Source organism: Alcanivorax sp. HI0044 (assembly GCF_001634945.1).
In genome coordinates this window covers 13,441-28,190 of the sequence record NZ_LWEZ01001947.1, presented here as the reverse complement: position 1 = coordinate 28,190, position 14,750 = coordinate 13,441, and the positions used below count along the sequence as shown (strand labels likewise).

Here is a 14,750-nt window from a genome sequence, read left to right as displayed (position 1 = left end):
AATGGCACGAATAGCGGTGAGTGTTCCTCCACCGCTATTCGTGCCATTATTAAGAAGCTGGTCGCTGCCGAGAATCCCCGCAAGCCGCTCAGCGATAACAAGCTGGCCAGCTTGCTGAATGAGCAGGGAATCAATGTAGCGCGCCGGACCGTCGCCAAATACAGAGAGGCGATGCGAATACCGTCTTCCAGCGCCCGCAAGCGTTTGGTGTAGGGCGCCAGGACGGATCCCAAACAGGTAAAGGAGCCAGCCATGCAAATTAATATCAGCGGTCATCACCTGGATATTACCGATGCCTTGCGTGCCTATGTGGGTGATAAGTTCTCCCGCCTGGAGCGCCACTTCGATCAAATCACCAGCGTCCAGGTTATTCTCTCTCCGGAACCGAAAACCCATAAAGCCGAATCCACAATCCATATTTCCGGGGCCGATGTCTTCGCCACCGCTGAGGCCGGAGACATGTATGCAGCGATCGACAAACTGACGGACAAGCTGGACCGCCAGATTCTCAAACACAAGGAAAAGGCCGTCAGCCACAAGCACGGTCACTAACCCAAAGCGACAATTATGCGAGTTCGCGAACTACTGACTCTGGCCCGCACCCATCACGGCGTGCAGGCCAGCAGCAAGAAACAACTGCTCGATCAGGTTGCACAGCTGGCCGCGGCCAGCTGTGACAGCCTCAATGAACAGGAGGTCTTCGATGCTTTGGTCGCCCGGGAAAAACTGGGCTCCACAGGCATTGGCGAAGGCATTGCCATTCCCCACTGCCGGCTCGGACATTGCCAGCAAGCAGTCGGCCTGTTGTTGAAACTGGAAAGCCCCATCGATTTCGACGCCGTTGACGGGCACCCCGTGGACCTGGTGTTTGTGTTGCTGGTCCCCCAGGACAACCCGGAACAGCACCTCAAGACACTTAGCCACCTGGCATCCCTGTTCAACGACGACAGCTACCGCGCCGAACTGCGCCACAGCACAGACAACCAGCACCTCTACCAGACTGCCGTAGAATCCGAAGCGGAGTTGCGACTGGCATCATGAAGGAACGCAACAGGCTTTCACGCATCATGCAACACGCCCCAAACGCCACCTTGTCTATCCATCTTGCGTGCCAGCGCGCTGCGTGTGGCGTGCCAGCGGTGCAACCATGAAACTCACGATTATTAGTGGCCGTTCCGGGTCCGGGAAAACCACCGCACTGCAAGCGCTGGAGGACCAGGGATTTTATTGTGTCGACAACCTGCCCGCCGGCATGCTGCCGACACTGGCGAAACAGCTCAGCGAGGGCGAGCCTCCGATTGAACGGGTCGCTGTGGGCATTGATGCCCGCAACCTCCCCGCCCAGTTACTGGCTTTCGACAACATCCTTGAAGCCCTGAACGAACAGCAGGTACACAGTGAAATCGTCTACCTGGACGCGGATGACCACACCCTGCAGACCCGCTTCAGCGCAACCCGTCGTCGCCACCCGCTGGGCACTGGCGAGCGCTCACTGGCCGACGCCATCGGCCATGAACGGGAACTGCTGGCCAACATCCGCCAGCGCGCCGACCTGGTTATCGACAGTAGCAACCACGACGTCCACACCCTGCGCAACCTGATGCGCGAGCGGGTGGCCCACCGTGAAGCCGCCCTGTCTCTGCAGCTGGAATCCTTTGGCTTCAAGAATGGCCTGCCCACCGACGCGGACCTGGTGTTCGATGTACGGGTATTGCCCAACCCACACTGGCATGCAGACCTGCGCCCCTTTACCGGCAAGGATGACTGCATCATCGATTTCCTCAGCCAGCATCAGGCCAGTCACGACATGCTCAAGGACATCGGCGATTTCGTGGTGCGCTGGTTACCGGCGTTTGCCCACAGTGATCGCAGCTACGTGACCGTCGCCATCGGCTGCACCGGCGGGCGCCATCGCTCAGTCTTTATCACCGAGCAGCTGGCATGGACCCTGCGCGACAAAGGCATTGCGCTTCAGGTTCGCCACCGGGAACTCCCCCGAGAGCAATAAGGCAACCATGGCCTGACACCCGGCATTTTCCCTTTCAGATCACTTCTGACCACAAGACGCCCGATGATTGAAAAAAAACTCGACGTAATCAACAAACTCGGCCTGCATGCCCGCGCGGCCGCCAAAGTGGTCAGCGTGGCCTCCCGCTACGACAGCCGCATTCTGGTCCTGCACAAGAGCCAGACCATCGACGCAAAAAGCATCATGGGCCTGCTCATGCTTGGCGCAGCGAAAGGCAGTAGCGTCACTTTTCAGGTGGAAGGGGAAGACGAACAACACGCCATGGACGAACTGGAAGACCTGTTCGCCCGCTGTTTCGACGAAGGCGAGTAAACCCGCGAATCACCGGGGAATTTACCACTCTTTACCGCCATCCCACCGGCCACGCTTCGGCCTTCACACCGCCTCGTGTAAACTCTCTTCCAGCAAGGAGGAGCCATGCCCGCCGATAGCAGCCGTAGCCAACAGCATTTAAAAGCCATTAACCGCGCCCTGGCCAGCGGTACCTATACCCAGGTACGTCAGCTGATCAACAATTTGCCCGGCGCGGAAGCGGCACATTTACTGGAATCCTCCCCGCCACGGGAACGGGAAATTCTCTGGCAGCTGCTGCATAAAGATCAGGAATCCGAAGTCCTGCAATACCTGGGCGAAGAGGTCCGGGTAGAACTGCTGCGCAACCTGTCCACTGACGAACTGGTATCGCTGGTAGAAGAACTGGACACGGATGACCTGGCGGATTTGCTGCAAGAGCTGCCGGACCATGTCACCTCCCAGGTGATGGCCAGCCTGGACGAACAGAACCGCGAACGGCTGGAGCATGTGCTCAGCTACCCGGAAGACACCGCCGGTGGCCTGATGAACACGGACGTGATCACCGTGCGCCCGGAGATCACCTTCGAAGTTGTTCAACGCTACCTGCGTCGCCGCGGCGAAATTCCTCGCACCACGGATAACCTGGCCGTGGTGAACCGGAAAAACCAGTTCATCGGCCTGCTGCCGCTGACCAAGGTACTGATCAGCGACCCGGGCACCACCGTGCGTGAAGCCATGATCACCGACACGGAATCCATTACCGCCACCCTGCCCGCCCACGAAGTAGCAAAAATCTTCGAACGCCACGACCTGGTAACCGCCCCGGTGGTGGACGAAGACGGCATGCTGGTGGGACGGATCACCATTGATGACGTGGTTGACGTAATCCGCGAAGAAGCGGATCACTCACTGATGAGCATGGCCGGCCTGGATGAAGACGAAGATACCTTCGGCTCCGTGTGGCAAACCGCCCGGCGCCGGGCCCTGTGGCTGGGTATCAACCTGCTGACCGCGCTCGCCGCCTCGGCCGTCATCGGCCTGTTCGAAGCCACCCTGGAAAAAGTGGTGGCGCTGGCCATCCTGATGCCCATCGTGGCCAGCATGGGCGGCATTGCCGGCAGCCAGACACTGACTCTGGTCATCCGCGCCATGGCGCTGGGCCAGATCCAGTCCAACAACACCCGCTACCTGCTGTTCAAGGAACTGTCCGTGGGCGCGATCAATGGCCTGCTCTGGGCAACCGTGATCGGCATTACCGCCGGGCTGTGGTTCAACGACCCCAACCTCGGACTGGTCATCGCCGCCGCCATGGTGATCAACCTGGTCATGGCGGCCAGCGCCGGCGCCCTGCTGCCCATCACCATGAAGAAGCTGGGCATTGATCCGGCCCTGGCCGGGTCCGTGGTGCTGACCACCATTACCGATATTGTCGGCTTCTTTGCTTTCCTCGGCCTGGCCACGGTGCTGTATGCACACCTGCTAACGTAACAAGACACCGGCCTTCATTGGCCCACAACAACAAAAAAGGCGCCGAATGCGGCGCCTTTTTTGTGCATCACCTTCTGCTGCAGCACTTATTCCACAAACAGCTGCTTGAACGATACGTAGTACGCACCGGCCAGAATCGGCATCACGAACAACCACCCCAACAGGAGCGGAATCGCCGCCACCACCAGGATCAGGGAGATCACCAGGGTATAAACGATGAAGGGAATAATATTTTTCAGGCAGGCATCCAGGCTCAGCTTCATGGCATCAACCACCCCTTTCTGCCCCAGGAAGATCAACGGCACGGCGAAGTAAAACAGGAACATGAAGACAAACATGGCCACCGTGGCTAACAGGCCAAGCACCACGATAGCTGCAGTACTGCCGTCACGGCCGAGCAGGAAAAACAGGCCGCCCAATACGACACCCGCCACCAGCAGCACCACAAACTGCGCCACGGCGGTCATGATCAATGGATTGGTACGATCAGAAAACCCGGCAAACAGGTCCGAGAAATCAGAACGGTTTTCCGTATCGATACGATGAAAGATTTTCACGATGCCCGCATACAGCAGCGGCGTCAGCAGTATCTGGGCAATCGCGCCCAGAAGCGGAATGATCTGCAAGGCAGAAGTGATCAGCACCGTCACGACCAGCGCGCCAAGCACCACACCCCAGTGCCCACTGAGCATGCCATGGCCTTTGCCAATCCAGCCCATGGCATCCCCCACACTGATTTTCCGTGGCGCGATGATGGTGAATTCATTGGCGCTGGCCGGCGCCGCGTTGGCCACATCCGATTGCGGCTGTTGATACGGATTCATATCACTCATTAGCTGGTTCCTTCCCTTTCCCGAGTCAAAAAATAAACGAATCACACCAGGGCAAATTAGCGACCGGCAATCTTGACAGGCGACAACAACAGGGACCCACAGGCAATATTGCCGCGATAGTCCACATCCGTGCCGCTACCTTGAATACCTAACAGCATCTCCCCCAGATGACCGGCAATAGTAAACTCTTGCAGTGCACCTTGTATGACACCGTTCTCAAACCAGAAACCGCTTGCCCCGCGAGAATAGTCTCCGGTCACCAGATTGATGCCCTGGCCCATGACTTCAGTGATCAGAATACCCTTCGGCACCCTGGCCATCAGTGCAGCCAGCGAATCACCGGTATCGGTAATGCGTACATTGCGCACCCCCCCACCATTGCCGGTGGGCGCCATATCCAGACGGCGGCTGGCGTACAAGCCCAGCGCATACTGTTTCAGCACACCGTCTTCCACAAACGCCTGAGCCCGGGTGGGCAAGCCATCACCATCGAAGGGCGCAGACGCATTACCCGCCGCCAGGTGCGGGTTTTCCGTGAGCTGAAACCCGGCCGGTAACACCGCCTTGCCCAGACTGTCCTGAAGAAAAGAACTGCGGCGATACAGTGCCCCGCCACTGATCGCAGAGACCAGATGCCCCAACAGACCCGACGCCACTTCCGGGGCGAAGATCACCGGCAGCTCACCGGTTTGCGGCACCTCAGCACCCAACCGCGCCAGGGCGCGCTCACGGGCCTGCTCACCCACCGCTTCGGCAGACGCCAGGCGATCCCCCACACGCCCACCGTCATACCAGTAATCGCGCTGCATACCGGCCTCATCTTCCGCCACCACACTGCACACACGGCTGTGGTGGGTGCCACGGTAGCCGTGCAAAAACCCTTCCGAGGTGGCATACACCCGCAGGCTGGACCCGCTATTGACGGAGGCACCTTCGGAATTGACGATGCGCGCATCGTCACGGGCCACGGTTTCACAACGCAATGCCTGCTCAATGGCAGACTGGGTATCCATGGCCCAGGGGTGATACAGATCCAGGTCTGTCACTTCCTTTGCCAGATCCGCCGCTGGCGCCAGCCCCGCATAACGGTCTTCTTCGGTGTAGCCGGCAATGGCCGTGGCGGCGGCCAGGGTCGCCCGCAAACTGTCGCGGTTATCATCGGAGCTACTGGCGTGACCTTTGCGCTGCCCCTTGTACACTGTCACCGACACACCTCGGTCACGGTGGAATTCCACCGTTTCCACTTCCCCCTGCCGCACATTGACTGAATAGCCCTGGGACAGGCTGACTCCCACTTCCGCCGCATCGGCCCCCTGTCGTTTGGCCTCTTCTATAAGCCAGGCAGCCGTATCTTTGGCCTGTTGTAGCTGCGTATTATCGAGTTCGGCTGTCGTTGCGGAGGAATCAGACATAAAATAGCGGTTCCATTGATGGGTATTAAACAGTTATGACCGAGTATAGCGACGACCAGATCACCAGCAAGGGCCAGCAAAAACGCGAAGACAATGCCTTGCAAGAGCTGGGTCTGTTACTGATGGACATGAAACAGGTGGAGCGAGAGCGCCTGCCATTGCGTGACGATCTGCAATACGCGCTGGTTGAAGCCACACGCATCACCAGCCACGAAGCACGCCGCCGTCATGCCCAATACATCGGCCGGCTCATTCGCGAAACCAACAGCGAACAGATCATTCAGGCGCTGGAGCTCCTCAATGACCCTTTTCGCCAGCAGCGCCTCAGCAACTGGGTGGAGCAGATTGCGGCCTGCGAGCAACCCAAAGATGCGGAAAGCACCTTGCAACAAATTCTGGAGTTCTTTCCCCACGGCGACCGCCAGCAACTGCGCAACCTGACGCGTAACGCCCTGAAAGCGCGAGTGAAAGACCCCGCTGCTGCACCGCCTGCGGAAAAGGAAAAATTCAAGCGCGAGCGACGCAAGCTAATCAATTACCTCAACCAGCTGGATAAAACCGCACCGCTGTACTGACTCGGCACGTAATCCAAAGCGATATCAACGCCGCTCCGGTACCATCAGGGCTGTTTTATCCGCTTGCCACCAACGTAAAAACTGCTCACCCACGGCTTTCTGTGGCTGGGAATGGGCGTCACCTTCGATGCCCTGTTCTTTCTCCATCAGCGACACTTTTTCGTTGGCTGCTTCGAACCAGGCTTGCGGATCATTGATCCCGGCTGCCATCACTTCGCCGTATAACGCCTTGCTAAACCAGGTCCGTTCGGAATCATCGCCACAACCGAACGAAGTGCGATCCGCCGCCGCAGAGGAAAACACGACCCGCTCCGGCGACGCCAGGCCTTCCACCCACTTGCCGGAATAACAGGCAGACACGATTAGCCATTGATGCCGGGCAGACAATCCATTCAACCACTGCTTGCCATCGGTCACGGCGAGGTTGTTAAGCTTGAGGCTTTTATCATCCAGCAGCAGATCACCGTTACGGGCACCATGGCTGACAAAATGCACCAGCAATAAATCTTCCTCAGGGTCCAGCAAGGCATCCAGCGCCTTGAGACTCTCCTGCACACTGGTGCGGGTGGCCAAAGGCAGCTCATCACTACCACCGTTGATCAAGCGGACATGGCGACGTTTCAAATCAAACACCGAGCCCAACCGTTCCGCCACCCAGTCCACCTCACGGGCAAACACCGCTTCGGTGCCGTCACCGCCGACTACCAGCAAATAGACATCGCGCACACCGGGCCGCTGGGGCGCCAACGAGGACAAGACAGACTGTAATCGGCTGGATTCGGTATACAACCGCGCTTCCATGGCCGCCGCCTGCTGCTGCTTGCGCTGCCGCCAGGCTTTTTCACTGGGGTAGTAATCGCCCTGCACAAAAAAGCCCTTTTCCACCACGGGCTTGCCCTCATCACTGGGCCGCGTGCGCGTCCCCGGGCCTTCCGCATGGCCGTTTTCAAAAGACGCATGAATTACCACGCCATCCGGACGGGTCAGTTCCCCTTTGCCTTCAAAGGTGAAGAAATCGAACTCGCCCTGATAGTGGTAACCTTCCTCGTTACGGTAAGTCCCCTTGACCATGTAACCGTCGGCAAAGGTGCCTTCAAACTGTTCGGCTGATGCGGTGACCCAGAGCCCCTTCCCGTGCGGTTGAAAATCACGGAACTCCCCCTGGTAGGAATTATCGTCCAGATACGTCACCGAACCCTTGATAAGCTCTCCGTCCTTGAACTGCCCCTGGTAGGAGGCATCCTGGCAGGTATAGGTCCCTTCGCCGTTCAAAACGCCGTTAACAAAGTGCCCTTCCTGAACGCAGCCGTTACGGCTCTCCAGGCGACCTTCACCTGCCATCAACCCGTTCTGGAACTCTCCTTCATAGTGCCGACCACCGGGCCAGGTGAGGCTGCCATGGCCATGGAACAGGTTATCCTCGATATCGCCCTCATACACGGCACCATCGGGCAAACGCACATCAGCCGGCAACTGCACCGGATCACAGGCGGCCAGCAACACGAGCGATACGAGCAAACACAAAGTTCTCATAAGCGACAGATTTTCATTAGCCCACGGGGAGTTTGAACTGAGCCAGTTGGGACGAGGTACGGCGCAGGTGAGTGCACAGCAGGCGGGCGATATTTTCCATCACCAGACTCACCGCATGGGGGCTGCGTTTTCGTAATTGTTCAATGCCCTTGCGGGTCAACACAATCAGGGTAGCGTCTTCCGCTGCGCGCACGGTTGCCGAGCGGGGCTCGTGGTCCACCAGCGCCATTTCGCCCATGGAGTCACCGGGGCGCAGATGAGCAATCACCACCTCGCCACCGCCGTCATTATCCTTGACGATATCCAGGCAACCGCGCACCACAAAGCAGACAAAATCACTGCGGTCGCCTTCCCGGCAGACCACATCGCCCACCGGCACCCGGTTCACAAACACCAGTTTTTCCAGCACCGCCAACTCCTCATCACTGAGGCCGGCAAACAGACGCATACGCGAGAGAATATCCAGAACCTGGGACATCAGGCGGTGCCTCCCACGGTGAGCGCATCCACGCGCAGGGTCGGCTGGCCCACGCCCACCGGCACGGATTGGCCATCCTTGCCACACACGCCGATACCCGAATCCAGCGCCAGATCATTACCCACCATGGAAATGCCGCGCATGACTTCCGCACCGCTGCCAATCAGGGTGGCGCCTTTTACCGGACAGACAATCTTGCCCTTCTCCACCAGGTACGCTTCGCTGGTAGAAAACACAAAACGGCCAGACGTGATGTCCACCTGGCCGCCGGCAAAGTTCACCGCATAAATGCCACGATTCAGGCTGGCGATAATGTCCTGTGGATCGCTCTCGCCCGGCAGCATGTAGGTATTGGTCATGCGTGGCATGGGCAGATGCGCATAGGATTCACGGCGCCCATTGCCGGTGGGGGCAACCCCCATCAGGCGGGCATTGGTCTTGTCCTGCATGTACCCCACCAGCTTGCCGTTCTCGATCAGGGTATTGCAGGCGGAAGGGGTGCCTTCGTCGTCCACACTCAGGGAACCCCGGCGATCCATCAGGGTGCCGTCATCCACCACCGAGCACAGTGGCGACGCCACCCGTTCGCCCATTTTCCTGGCGAACATGGAGGTGCCCTTGCGATTGAAGTCGCCTTCCAGTCCATGACCCACTGCTTCGTGTAACAACACGCCGGGCCAGCCGGGGCCCAGCACCACCGGCATGGTCCCTGCCGGCGCCGCTTCGGCCTCCAGATTCAGCAAGGCACCGCGCACCGCCTCCCGGGTCCAGGTTTCGATGCGCTCTTCCTGCAACAGCCAGTCATAGGCCACACGGCCACCGCCGCCGGCACTACCGCGCTCACGGCGGCCTGCCCGCTCCGCAATCACACTCACATTGCAGCGAATCAACGGGCGCACATCCGCCGCCAGGGTGCCGTCACTGGCCACCACCATCACCACATCCTGTTCCGCACTGAGGCTGGCGGTGACTTCGACAATGGCCGGATCCAGGGAGCGAGCCATGGCATCGATGCGCTGTAACAGGGCGACCTTTTCCTGGGCCGGCCAGCCCAGCAAGGGATCGATGGCGGTGTAACGGGGGGTTACCGCGCGGCTGGCCAGTTGAATCTGCCGATCCTGCCCTTGCCGGGTAATCGCCCGCGCAGCGCCACTGGCCTGCTGCAATGCCACCAGGGTGATGTCATCGCTGTAAGCAAAGCCGGTCTTGTCGCCCTGCACGATACGCACACCGGCGCCGCGCTCGGTATTGAAACTGGCATCACGAACAATGCCATCTTCCAGCACCCAGGCCTCATGACGGCTGTGCTGAAAATAGATATCGGCGTAATCCGCCTGCCCGGTCAGTTTGCCATTCAGCAGTGACGCCAGTTGCGGGGTGTGCAGATTGGCCGGAGCCAACAGCACGGATTCGGCAATAGAAAGAGCGTCATCAGTTTGCGTCATAAGGACCTTCAATTCGTAATCGTTGATGCTGCTGTACAGGCATGCGCTGGCGAAGTTCGTTCATGGTAGCAAGGTCCAGCGGTGCCACAAGCGCACCAGGCGCATTCTCCAGGCTTGCCACCACGTCCCCCCAGGGGGACACCAGCATGGAATGGCCGTAACTGGCACGGCGCGGGCCATGTTGCCCGCATTGGTTGGCGCCCAGCACATAACAGCCGGTCTGCACCGCGGTGGCACGCAGCAATAATTCCCAATGAGCTGCACCGGTCACGGCAGTGAACGCCGACGGGTATACCAACAGCTCGGCACCGGCGCTCACCAGGCGCTGGGCCAGGGCCGGAAAGCGCAGGTCATAGCAGATCGCCAAACCCACCTGCACACCGGCCAGGGGCACGGTGACGATGGTTTCACCGGGTTCAAAAAGATCCGACTCCCGGTATTGGCCCTGGGCGTCCTGCACCTGGGCATCAAACAAGTGAAGCTTGTCATAACGACCAACGATCTCCCCGTCGGCGGTTACCGCCAAAGAGCGCGTGCGTACCCGCGGCGCCGGCACCGGCTCGCCGTCCGGGCGACTCAATGAAGGCACACTACCACCAATGATCGCCATGCCCAGCCGGGCAGCCTGTTCACAGAGCCATTGTTCCAGCATGGCATACTCTGCCGCCAGCGCCCGGTAATCACCGCCGTAGCCCGCAAAGTTTTCCGGCAACACCGCCAGGCAGGCGCCCTTGTCACGGGCCGCCTGCAGCAGCCCGGCGGCCTGCTCCAGGTTGGCCTGGGGATCTTTACCGCTGGTCATCTGTATTGCGCCAATCGGTACCGCTGCGTTAGACACCGTCATTCGAAAATCCCTTCGGTTTCAGACACTTTCGGGTTCGACCAACTGCCGCTCACGCGGTATTCCATGGTCGCAGTCTTGTCCAGTTTATCGCCCCAGATGCGCTCCACCACAAAGATACCGGCACAGGCGGCAGGCCCGGCCAGACACCCGGCATACAGGTTACTGGAAAGGGGCAACGTCACTTCCATCTGATGGTTCAGGGTTTCTTTTTCAAGATCGATGGCCCCTTTCACTCGAATGGCGGCCGAGGGCGAATCGATGGCCAGGTTGCTGGTGGACACCTGGGGGCCGTCGATGGCGAAGTCCCCACTGATGCTGTCACAGCTCAATCCTTTCTTGTACAGGTCGGAGAAATCCAGCCGCAATCGACGCTGAATGGTGCCCAGGTTGAGAACACCCAAAAGCCGCAAAAACGAGGTCTTGGTGTCGGTATCAGGGATCCGGCATTCACCGATATCCACCCGTGCCTGACCATCCAGAGCAAGGTAATCCGGCGCCAGCGGCCATTGCGGCCAGCCCAGCGAAACCTTGGCACTGGCGTCATCGGATTCAATCATTTCCGCCAGCCCCCAGGCACTCAGGGAGCGCCCCAGGTTATCGGACGCCAGCGACCCGTTGAAGCGGGTGTACTGATTGCCGCTCTCTTCTGTCCAGTCCACCGTGCCCTGTATCCGGCTGGCCCGCCAGCGGCCCTGTAAATTATTGATGCGTACCCCTTGCGCCGAGGGGCGCAGATCCGCCTGCCATTCACCGAAGTCTTCGCCGTTGATACGCAGGTTGGCCAAGCGGGCATCCACGGCAGGCAGACTCATCGGCGACAGCGGCGCCCCGGATTTCGGATCCGCACTTTCCGGCAAAGTCAGATTCATCCGCGATACGGACAAATCCAGAGGCGCGTCTCCCCGGGCAGAAAACCCTTCGGGAATGGTCATGGAACCGGCCACGGACGGGCTGCTCAGGGCCAGGTCCCAACCTTTGCCGCTGGGCAGCACCGACAGGCTCGCTCCGGGCACATCCACGCCGAACAAATCCAGCGTGCCCACCTGCACATTGACCTTGTTCAGACCGCCTTGCTGGCCACCATTACCGCCATTATCCGACGCCTTGCCCTCCATGGCCGGCACCAGCTGGTCGCTGACAAAATCGATCCAGGGTTCCACGCTGGCGCGGGCCAGGCGCCCATGCACATCGACGCCAGATGCGGGGATGCGCGGCGCCCCGGCCCCCAATCGAAGGTCACCGCGCACCGTTTCACCCAGCGCAAAGGCGCCGCGCACAACATCGCCATACTGCAGCCCCAGTCGCTGGCCATTGCCGGTAAGGTCCAGCGTCAGCGCCCGGCTCTGCGCCGCACTTTTGCCCAGAGGCGCTGGCGCCTTCACTGTCACGCCCTTGAGCGAGGAAGTCGCGTGCAGGGCAAAGGGCGTGCCCTGCCAGGGCACCTGAATGGTCAGCGCCAACGGCAACGAACCACTGGCCGGCGCCAACCAGCCAAAGCCCAGCCAATCGCGCACCGACTTCACCGGCACCTCCCCCTCCAGGGCAAGAGTGCTCTTGCCCGCGTCGGTGGTCCATTTACCGGTCACCTTGCCACCCAGGGTGGAGGCGCTGAGCTTCGACATCTGCAGCCCGTCGCGCAGGTGGAAATACACCGGGGCCTGCACCTCGGTCAGCAACAGGGTGCGCTCCGTATTTTCCACCCGGCCGTCGGCCACGGACGCATCCACGATCACCATGGGTGCGCCTTCCCCTTTCTTGAGCGGGATATTCAACGTCAGCTGCCCCCCCATGGTGCCGGACTGATAGCGCCAGTCTTTCACCTCGTCGGGTAACTGTTCTGTCAGCGGGGTGTCCTGAAACACCGTATCCAGGTCGCTGAGCGGGCCGTGAACCTTACCAGTGACAATCACGCGGGGCCCGGTCTCATCATCAAACGCTGGCACGTCCACGTGCACATCCGCCACCTGACTATTGAGCAGGTTTCCCCGGCTGGCCACCCCTTGCACTTCCCGGCCATTAATCCACACATCCGCGTTAACCCCAGTGGCCTGTGGCCAGTCCGGCAGAAACGACAGGCGCACGTCCTCGCCCTGATAACGCATCTGGAAAGTCCGGTCTTGCTGCCGGCTTTTATCGATTTTCACCGGCCCTTGATAGAGCAGCTGGCCCCGCTGCAAATGACCATCACCGATAGCCTGTCCCAGCCAGCCGGACAGGCCATCGGGCAACCGCTTCAACGGAATGTAGTAGTTGGCACGGGCACCGTTGCCATCGTAAATCTCTGCCGCCAGACGCAGCTCGGGCACCTGCTCCGGGCGCACGGTCACCGCAACCATGGCCTCGCCATGGGCATCCGGGTTCACCACACGCAGGCGGCTGGAGCGCACCGTGAGCGCATCGCCCTGACGCTGCCAGCCAAACACCCCGGCCATCTGGGCACCCAACTCGTGGTCATACAGGCGCGGCAACCGTAATGACAGATCATCGCTGTACAGATGCGCCAGCCCGGCATCTGGCGACCCCGCTACCCAGCCATTCAGGCCTTCAACGCCGGGAATCCGGTCATCTGCCTGGCTGGCCAGGCCGGCAAAACGCACCTGAAACTGTTCCAGATCCCGCGCCTGGCCACTCAGGTACACCCCCTCTACCACTCCGCGCGGAGACAGCACCGATAATTGCTTACGGACCTTGTCGGCAGACTCCGGCAGGCTGAATGGCCAGCTCTGGAATTGCTGGCTGATGGCGTGCACCGGCAGTTCATTGGCGCGCAGCTGCCACTGCCGGCGCTCGCCCCGGGTCTCCCAGCGCAGCGCCATATCGCCCAGCGTGAGCGGGCCGGAGGGTGTCCTGCCGGACAGATTGGATAACGACAGGGTCGCCTCATCATCCTCACGAAGCAGTGAGGCGCGCAGGGACAAACCGGTTAGCGGCCAGGCCGTATCTGCCTGGGTCAGCGTCAACGTGGGCACATCAACCTGCAGCTGTCCGCTGATCGGCTCACCGCCTTCCAGAGTGCCCCACAGCGCCACGGATGCATCCAGCGAGCCCAGATCCAGCGGCATTTTTTCTATCTCGGGCAACCATTCGTGCAGGCGCTTGCCCTCGAAGCGGGTATAGATATCCGCATCCACCTCATCCAGCGCGTAGGCATCATCGTGCAGGTGTATCTTTGCCAGCAGGGAGAGGGGGCGGTCCCGGGCTTCCACACGCAGGGCCAACCGGTGTTCGCCACCCGTGTTGGTCATGGTGGCATCCAGCTGCGACGCCGCCAGCGGTGGCATGCCCGGCCATTCCAGGGACAAACGGGCGTCGCTGACTGACAGCAATTGCTGGCGGTAAAACAACTTGAGAATACGTTCCAGCGGCGGTCGTGACCCGGGATCATTCTGCCCGAGCACATCCAGTCCGCGCAGACGAATCTTGCCGTCATCACCGCGCACCAGATTCAAATCCACCCCGCGAACACTGAGTTCCTCAAGCACCAGATCCCGGTGCCACAGGGAACCAAACACATCAATGCTGAGCACCACTTCATCCAGCACCAATGGCGCCTCCCCTTCCGGGGCGGGCAGGCGAATCTGGCGAGCCACAAACTGGGGCACCAGGCCGGACATGGTCCCGTTCAGCTCGGCAATGGTCAGCGGGGTCTGAATGCGCTCTTCGAAAAGATGCTCAAGGCGCTCACGGTAATCCGGCACCAGCAACATCAACTGACGGCCAACCACCACATAGGCAGCCATCAGCAATAAAATGATCGCGGCTGCCCACCACAGGGAAGGAAGCAGTCGGCGCCAGCGTGAAGTGTGGGTCGATGCCATA

13 protein-coding genes and 1 pseudogene are annotated in these 14,750 nt (G+C 60.2%); 7 read left to right on the top strand and 7 right to left on the bottom strand.

Annotation, left to right across the window (positions count from 1 at the left end):
- From A3730_RS28970 to mgtE, 6 genes and pseudogenes are all read left to right on the top strand, one after another.
- A pseudogene (locus A3730_RS28970) lies at positions 1–213 on the top strand (RNA polymerase factor sigma-54); the annotation flags it as partial.
- Positions 214–252: 39 nt separating this feature from the next.
- A complete protein-coding gene (gene hpf, locus A3730_RS28965) occupies positions 253–552 on the top strand; it encodes a ribosome hibernation-promoting factor, HPF/YfiA family (RefSeq protein ID WP_007151194.1) in 300 nt (99 codons plus the stop codon).
- Positions 553–567: 15 nt separating this feature from the next.
- Positions 568–1,041, top strand: a complete 474-nt coding sequence (ptsN, locus tag A3730_RS28960; RefSeq protein ID WP_007151552.1) for a PTS IIA-like nitrogen regulatory protein PtsN — start codon at positions 568–570, stop codon at positions 1,039–1,041.
- Between the two features lie 106 nt (positions 1,042–1,147).
- Complete coding sequence (gene rapZ / locus A3730_RS28955; protein WP_063521369.1) at positions 1,148–2,008, top strand: RNase adapter RapZ; 861 nt, start codon at positions 1,148–1,150, stop codon at positions 2,006–2,008.
- A 63-nt stretch (positions 2,009–2,071) separates the two neighbouring features.
- Positions 2,072–2,341: an HPr family phosphocarrier protein gene (locus A3730_RS28950; protein ID WP_007150503.1), complete on the top strand. Its 270-nt coding sequence runs from the start codon at positions 2,072–2,074 to the stop codon at positions 2,339–2,341.
- Positions 2,342–2,446: 105 nt separating this feature from the next.
- Positions 2,447–3,811: a magnesium transporter gene (mgtE, locus tag A3730_RS28945; RefSeq protein ID WP_063521366.1), complete on the top strand. Its 1,365-nt coding sequence runs from the start codon at positions 2,447–2,449 to the stop codon at positions 3,809–3,811.
- 86 nt (positions 3,812–3,897) lie between these two features.
- Here mgtE and A3730_RS28940 read toward each other — a convergent pair whose 3' ends face one another.
- Positions 3,898–4,644, bottom strand: coding sequence for a BPSS1780 family membrane protein (locus A3730_RS28940; RefSeq protein WP_063521365.1), 747 nt, complete (start codon positions 4,642–4,644; stop codon positions 3,898–3,900).
- A 56-nt stretch (positions 4,645–4,700) separates the two neighbouring features.
- A complete protein-coding gene (gene pmbA / locus A3730_RS28935) occupies positions 4,701–6,056 on the bottom strand; it encodes a metalloprotease PmbA (protein ID WP_063521364.1) in 1,356 nt (451 codons plus the stop codon).
- A 35-nt stretch (positions 6,057–6,091) separates the two neighbouring features.
- On the opposite strand from pmbA, the gene yjgA reads away from it, so the two are divergent.
- Positions 6,092–6,631: a ribosome biogenesis factor YjgA gene (gene yjgA / locus A3730_RS28930; protein ID WP_063521363.1), complete on the top strand. Its 540-nt coding sequence runs from the start codon at positions 6,092–6,094 to the stop codon at positions 6,629–6,631.
- A gap of 24 nt (positions 6,632–6,655) precedes the next feature.
- Here yjgA and A3730_RS28925 read toward each other — a convergent pair whose 3' ends face one another.
- Genes A3730_RS28925 through A3730_RS28905 form a run of 5 tightly spaced genes read right to left on the bottom strand, consistent with a single transcriptional unit; the run spans position 6,656 to position 14,749 of the window.
- Positions 6,656–8,149: a C13 family peptidase gene (locus tag A3730_RS28925; RefSeq protein ID WP_231880741.1), complete on the bottom strand. Its 1,494-nt coding sequence runs from the start codon at positions 8,147–8,149 to the stop codon at positions 6,656–6,658.
- Positions 8,150–8,180: 31 nt separating this feature from the next.
- A complete protein-coding gene (locus tag A3730_RS28920; protein WP_007151180.1) occupies positions 8,181–8,642 on the bottom strand; it encodes a Crp/Fnr family transcriptional regulator in 462 nt (153 codons plus the stop codon).
- Positions 8,642–10,087 carry a metalloprotease TldD gene (tldD, locus tag A3730_RS28915; protein ID WP_063520916.1) on the bottom strand — a complete coding sequence of 482 codons (1,446 nt, stop codon included), beginning with the start codon at positions 10,085–10,087 and terminating at the stop codon, positions 8,642–8,644. The genes A3730_RS28920 and tldD overlap by 1 nt, the downstream gene beginning before the upstream one ends.
- Positions 10,074–10,931, bottom strand: coding sequence for a carbon-nitrogen hydrolase family protein (locus tag A3730_RS28910; RefSeq protein ID WP_063520915.1), 858 nt, complete (start codon positions 10,929–10,931; stop codon positions 10,074–10,076). Before A3730_RS28910 ends, tldD begins: the two co-directional genes overlap by 14 nt.
- Positions 10,928–14,749, bottom strand: coding sequence for a YhdP family protein (locus A3730_RS28905; RefSeq protein WP_063520914.1), 3,822 nt, complete (start codon positions 14,747–14,749; stop codon positions 10,928–10,930). The genes A3730_RS28910 and A3730_RS28905 overlap by 4 nt, the downstream gene beginning before the upstream one ends.
- Between the last annotated feature and the right edge of the window lies 1 nt (position 14,750).

Bases quoted from the DNA above. Each gene is read 5' to 3' on its own strand.
- hpf (WP_007151194.1), top strand. From the start codon at position 253: ATGCAAATTAATATCAGCGGTCATCACCTGGATATTACCGATGCCTTG.
- ptsN (WP_007151552.1), top strand. From the start codon at position 568: ATGCGAGTTCGCGAACTACTGACTCTGGCCCGCACCCATCACGGCGTG.
- rapZ (WP_063521369.1), top strand. From the start codon at position 1,148: ATGAAACTCACGATTATTAGTGGCCGTTCCGGGTCCGGGAAAACCACC.
- A3730_RS28950 (WP_007150503.1), top strand. From the start codon at position 2,072: ATGATTGAAAAAAAACTCGACGTAATCAACAAACTCGGCCTGCATGCC.
- mgtE (WP_063521366.1), top strand. From the start codon at position 2,447: ATGCCCGCCGATAGCAGCCGTAGCCAACAGCATTTAAAAGCCATTAAC.
- A3730_RS28940 (WP_063521365.1), bottom strand. From the start codon at position 4,644: ATGAGTGATATGAATCCGTATCAACAGCCGCAATCGGATGTGGCCAAC.
- pmbA (WP_063521364.1), bottom strand. From the start codon at position 6,056: ATGTCTGATTCCTCCGCAACGACAGCCGAACTCGATAATACGCAGCTA.
- yjgA (WP_063521363.1), top strand. From the start codon at position 6,092: ATGACCGAGTATAGCGACGACCAGATCACCAGCAAGGGCCAGCAAAAA.
- A3730_RS28920 (WP_007151180.1), bottom strand. From the start codon at position 8,642: ATGTCCCAGGTTCTGGATATTCTCTCGCGTATGCGTCTGTTTGCCGGC.
- tldD (WP_063520916.1), bottom strand. From the start codon at position 10,087: ATGACGCAAACTGATGACGCTCTTTCTATTGCCGAATCCGTGCTGTTG.
- A3730_RS28910 (WP_063520915.1), bottom strand. From the start codon at position 10,931: ATGACGGTGTCTAACGCAGCGGTACCGATTGGCGCAATACAGATGACC.
- A3730_RS28905 (WP_063520914.1), bottom strand. From the start codon at position 14,749: ATGGCATCGACCCACACTTCACGCTGGCGCCGACTGCTTCCTTCCCTG.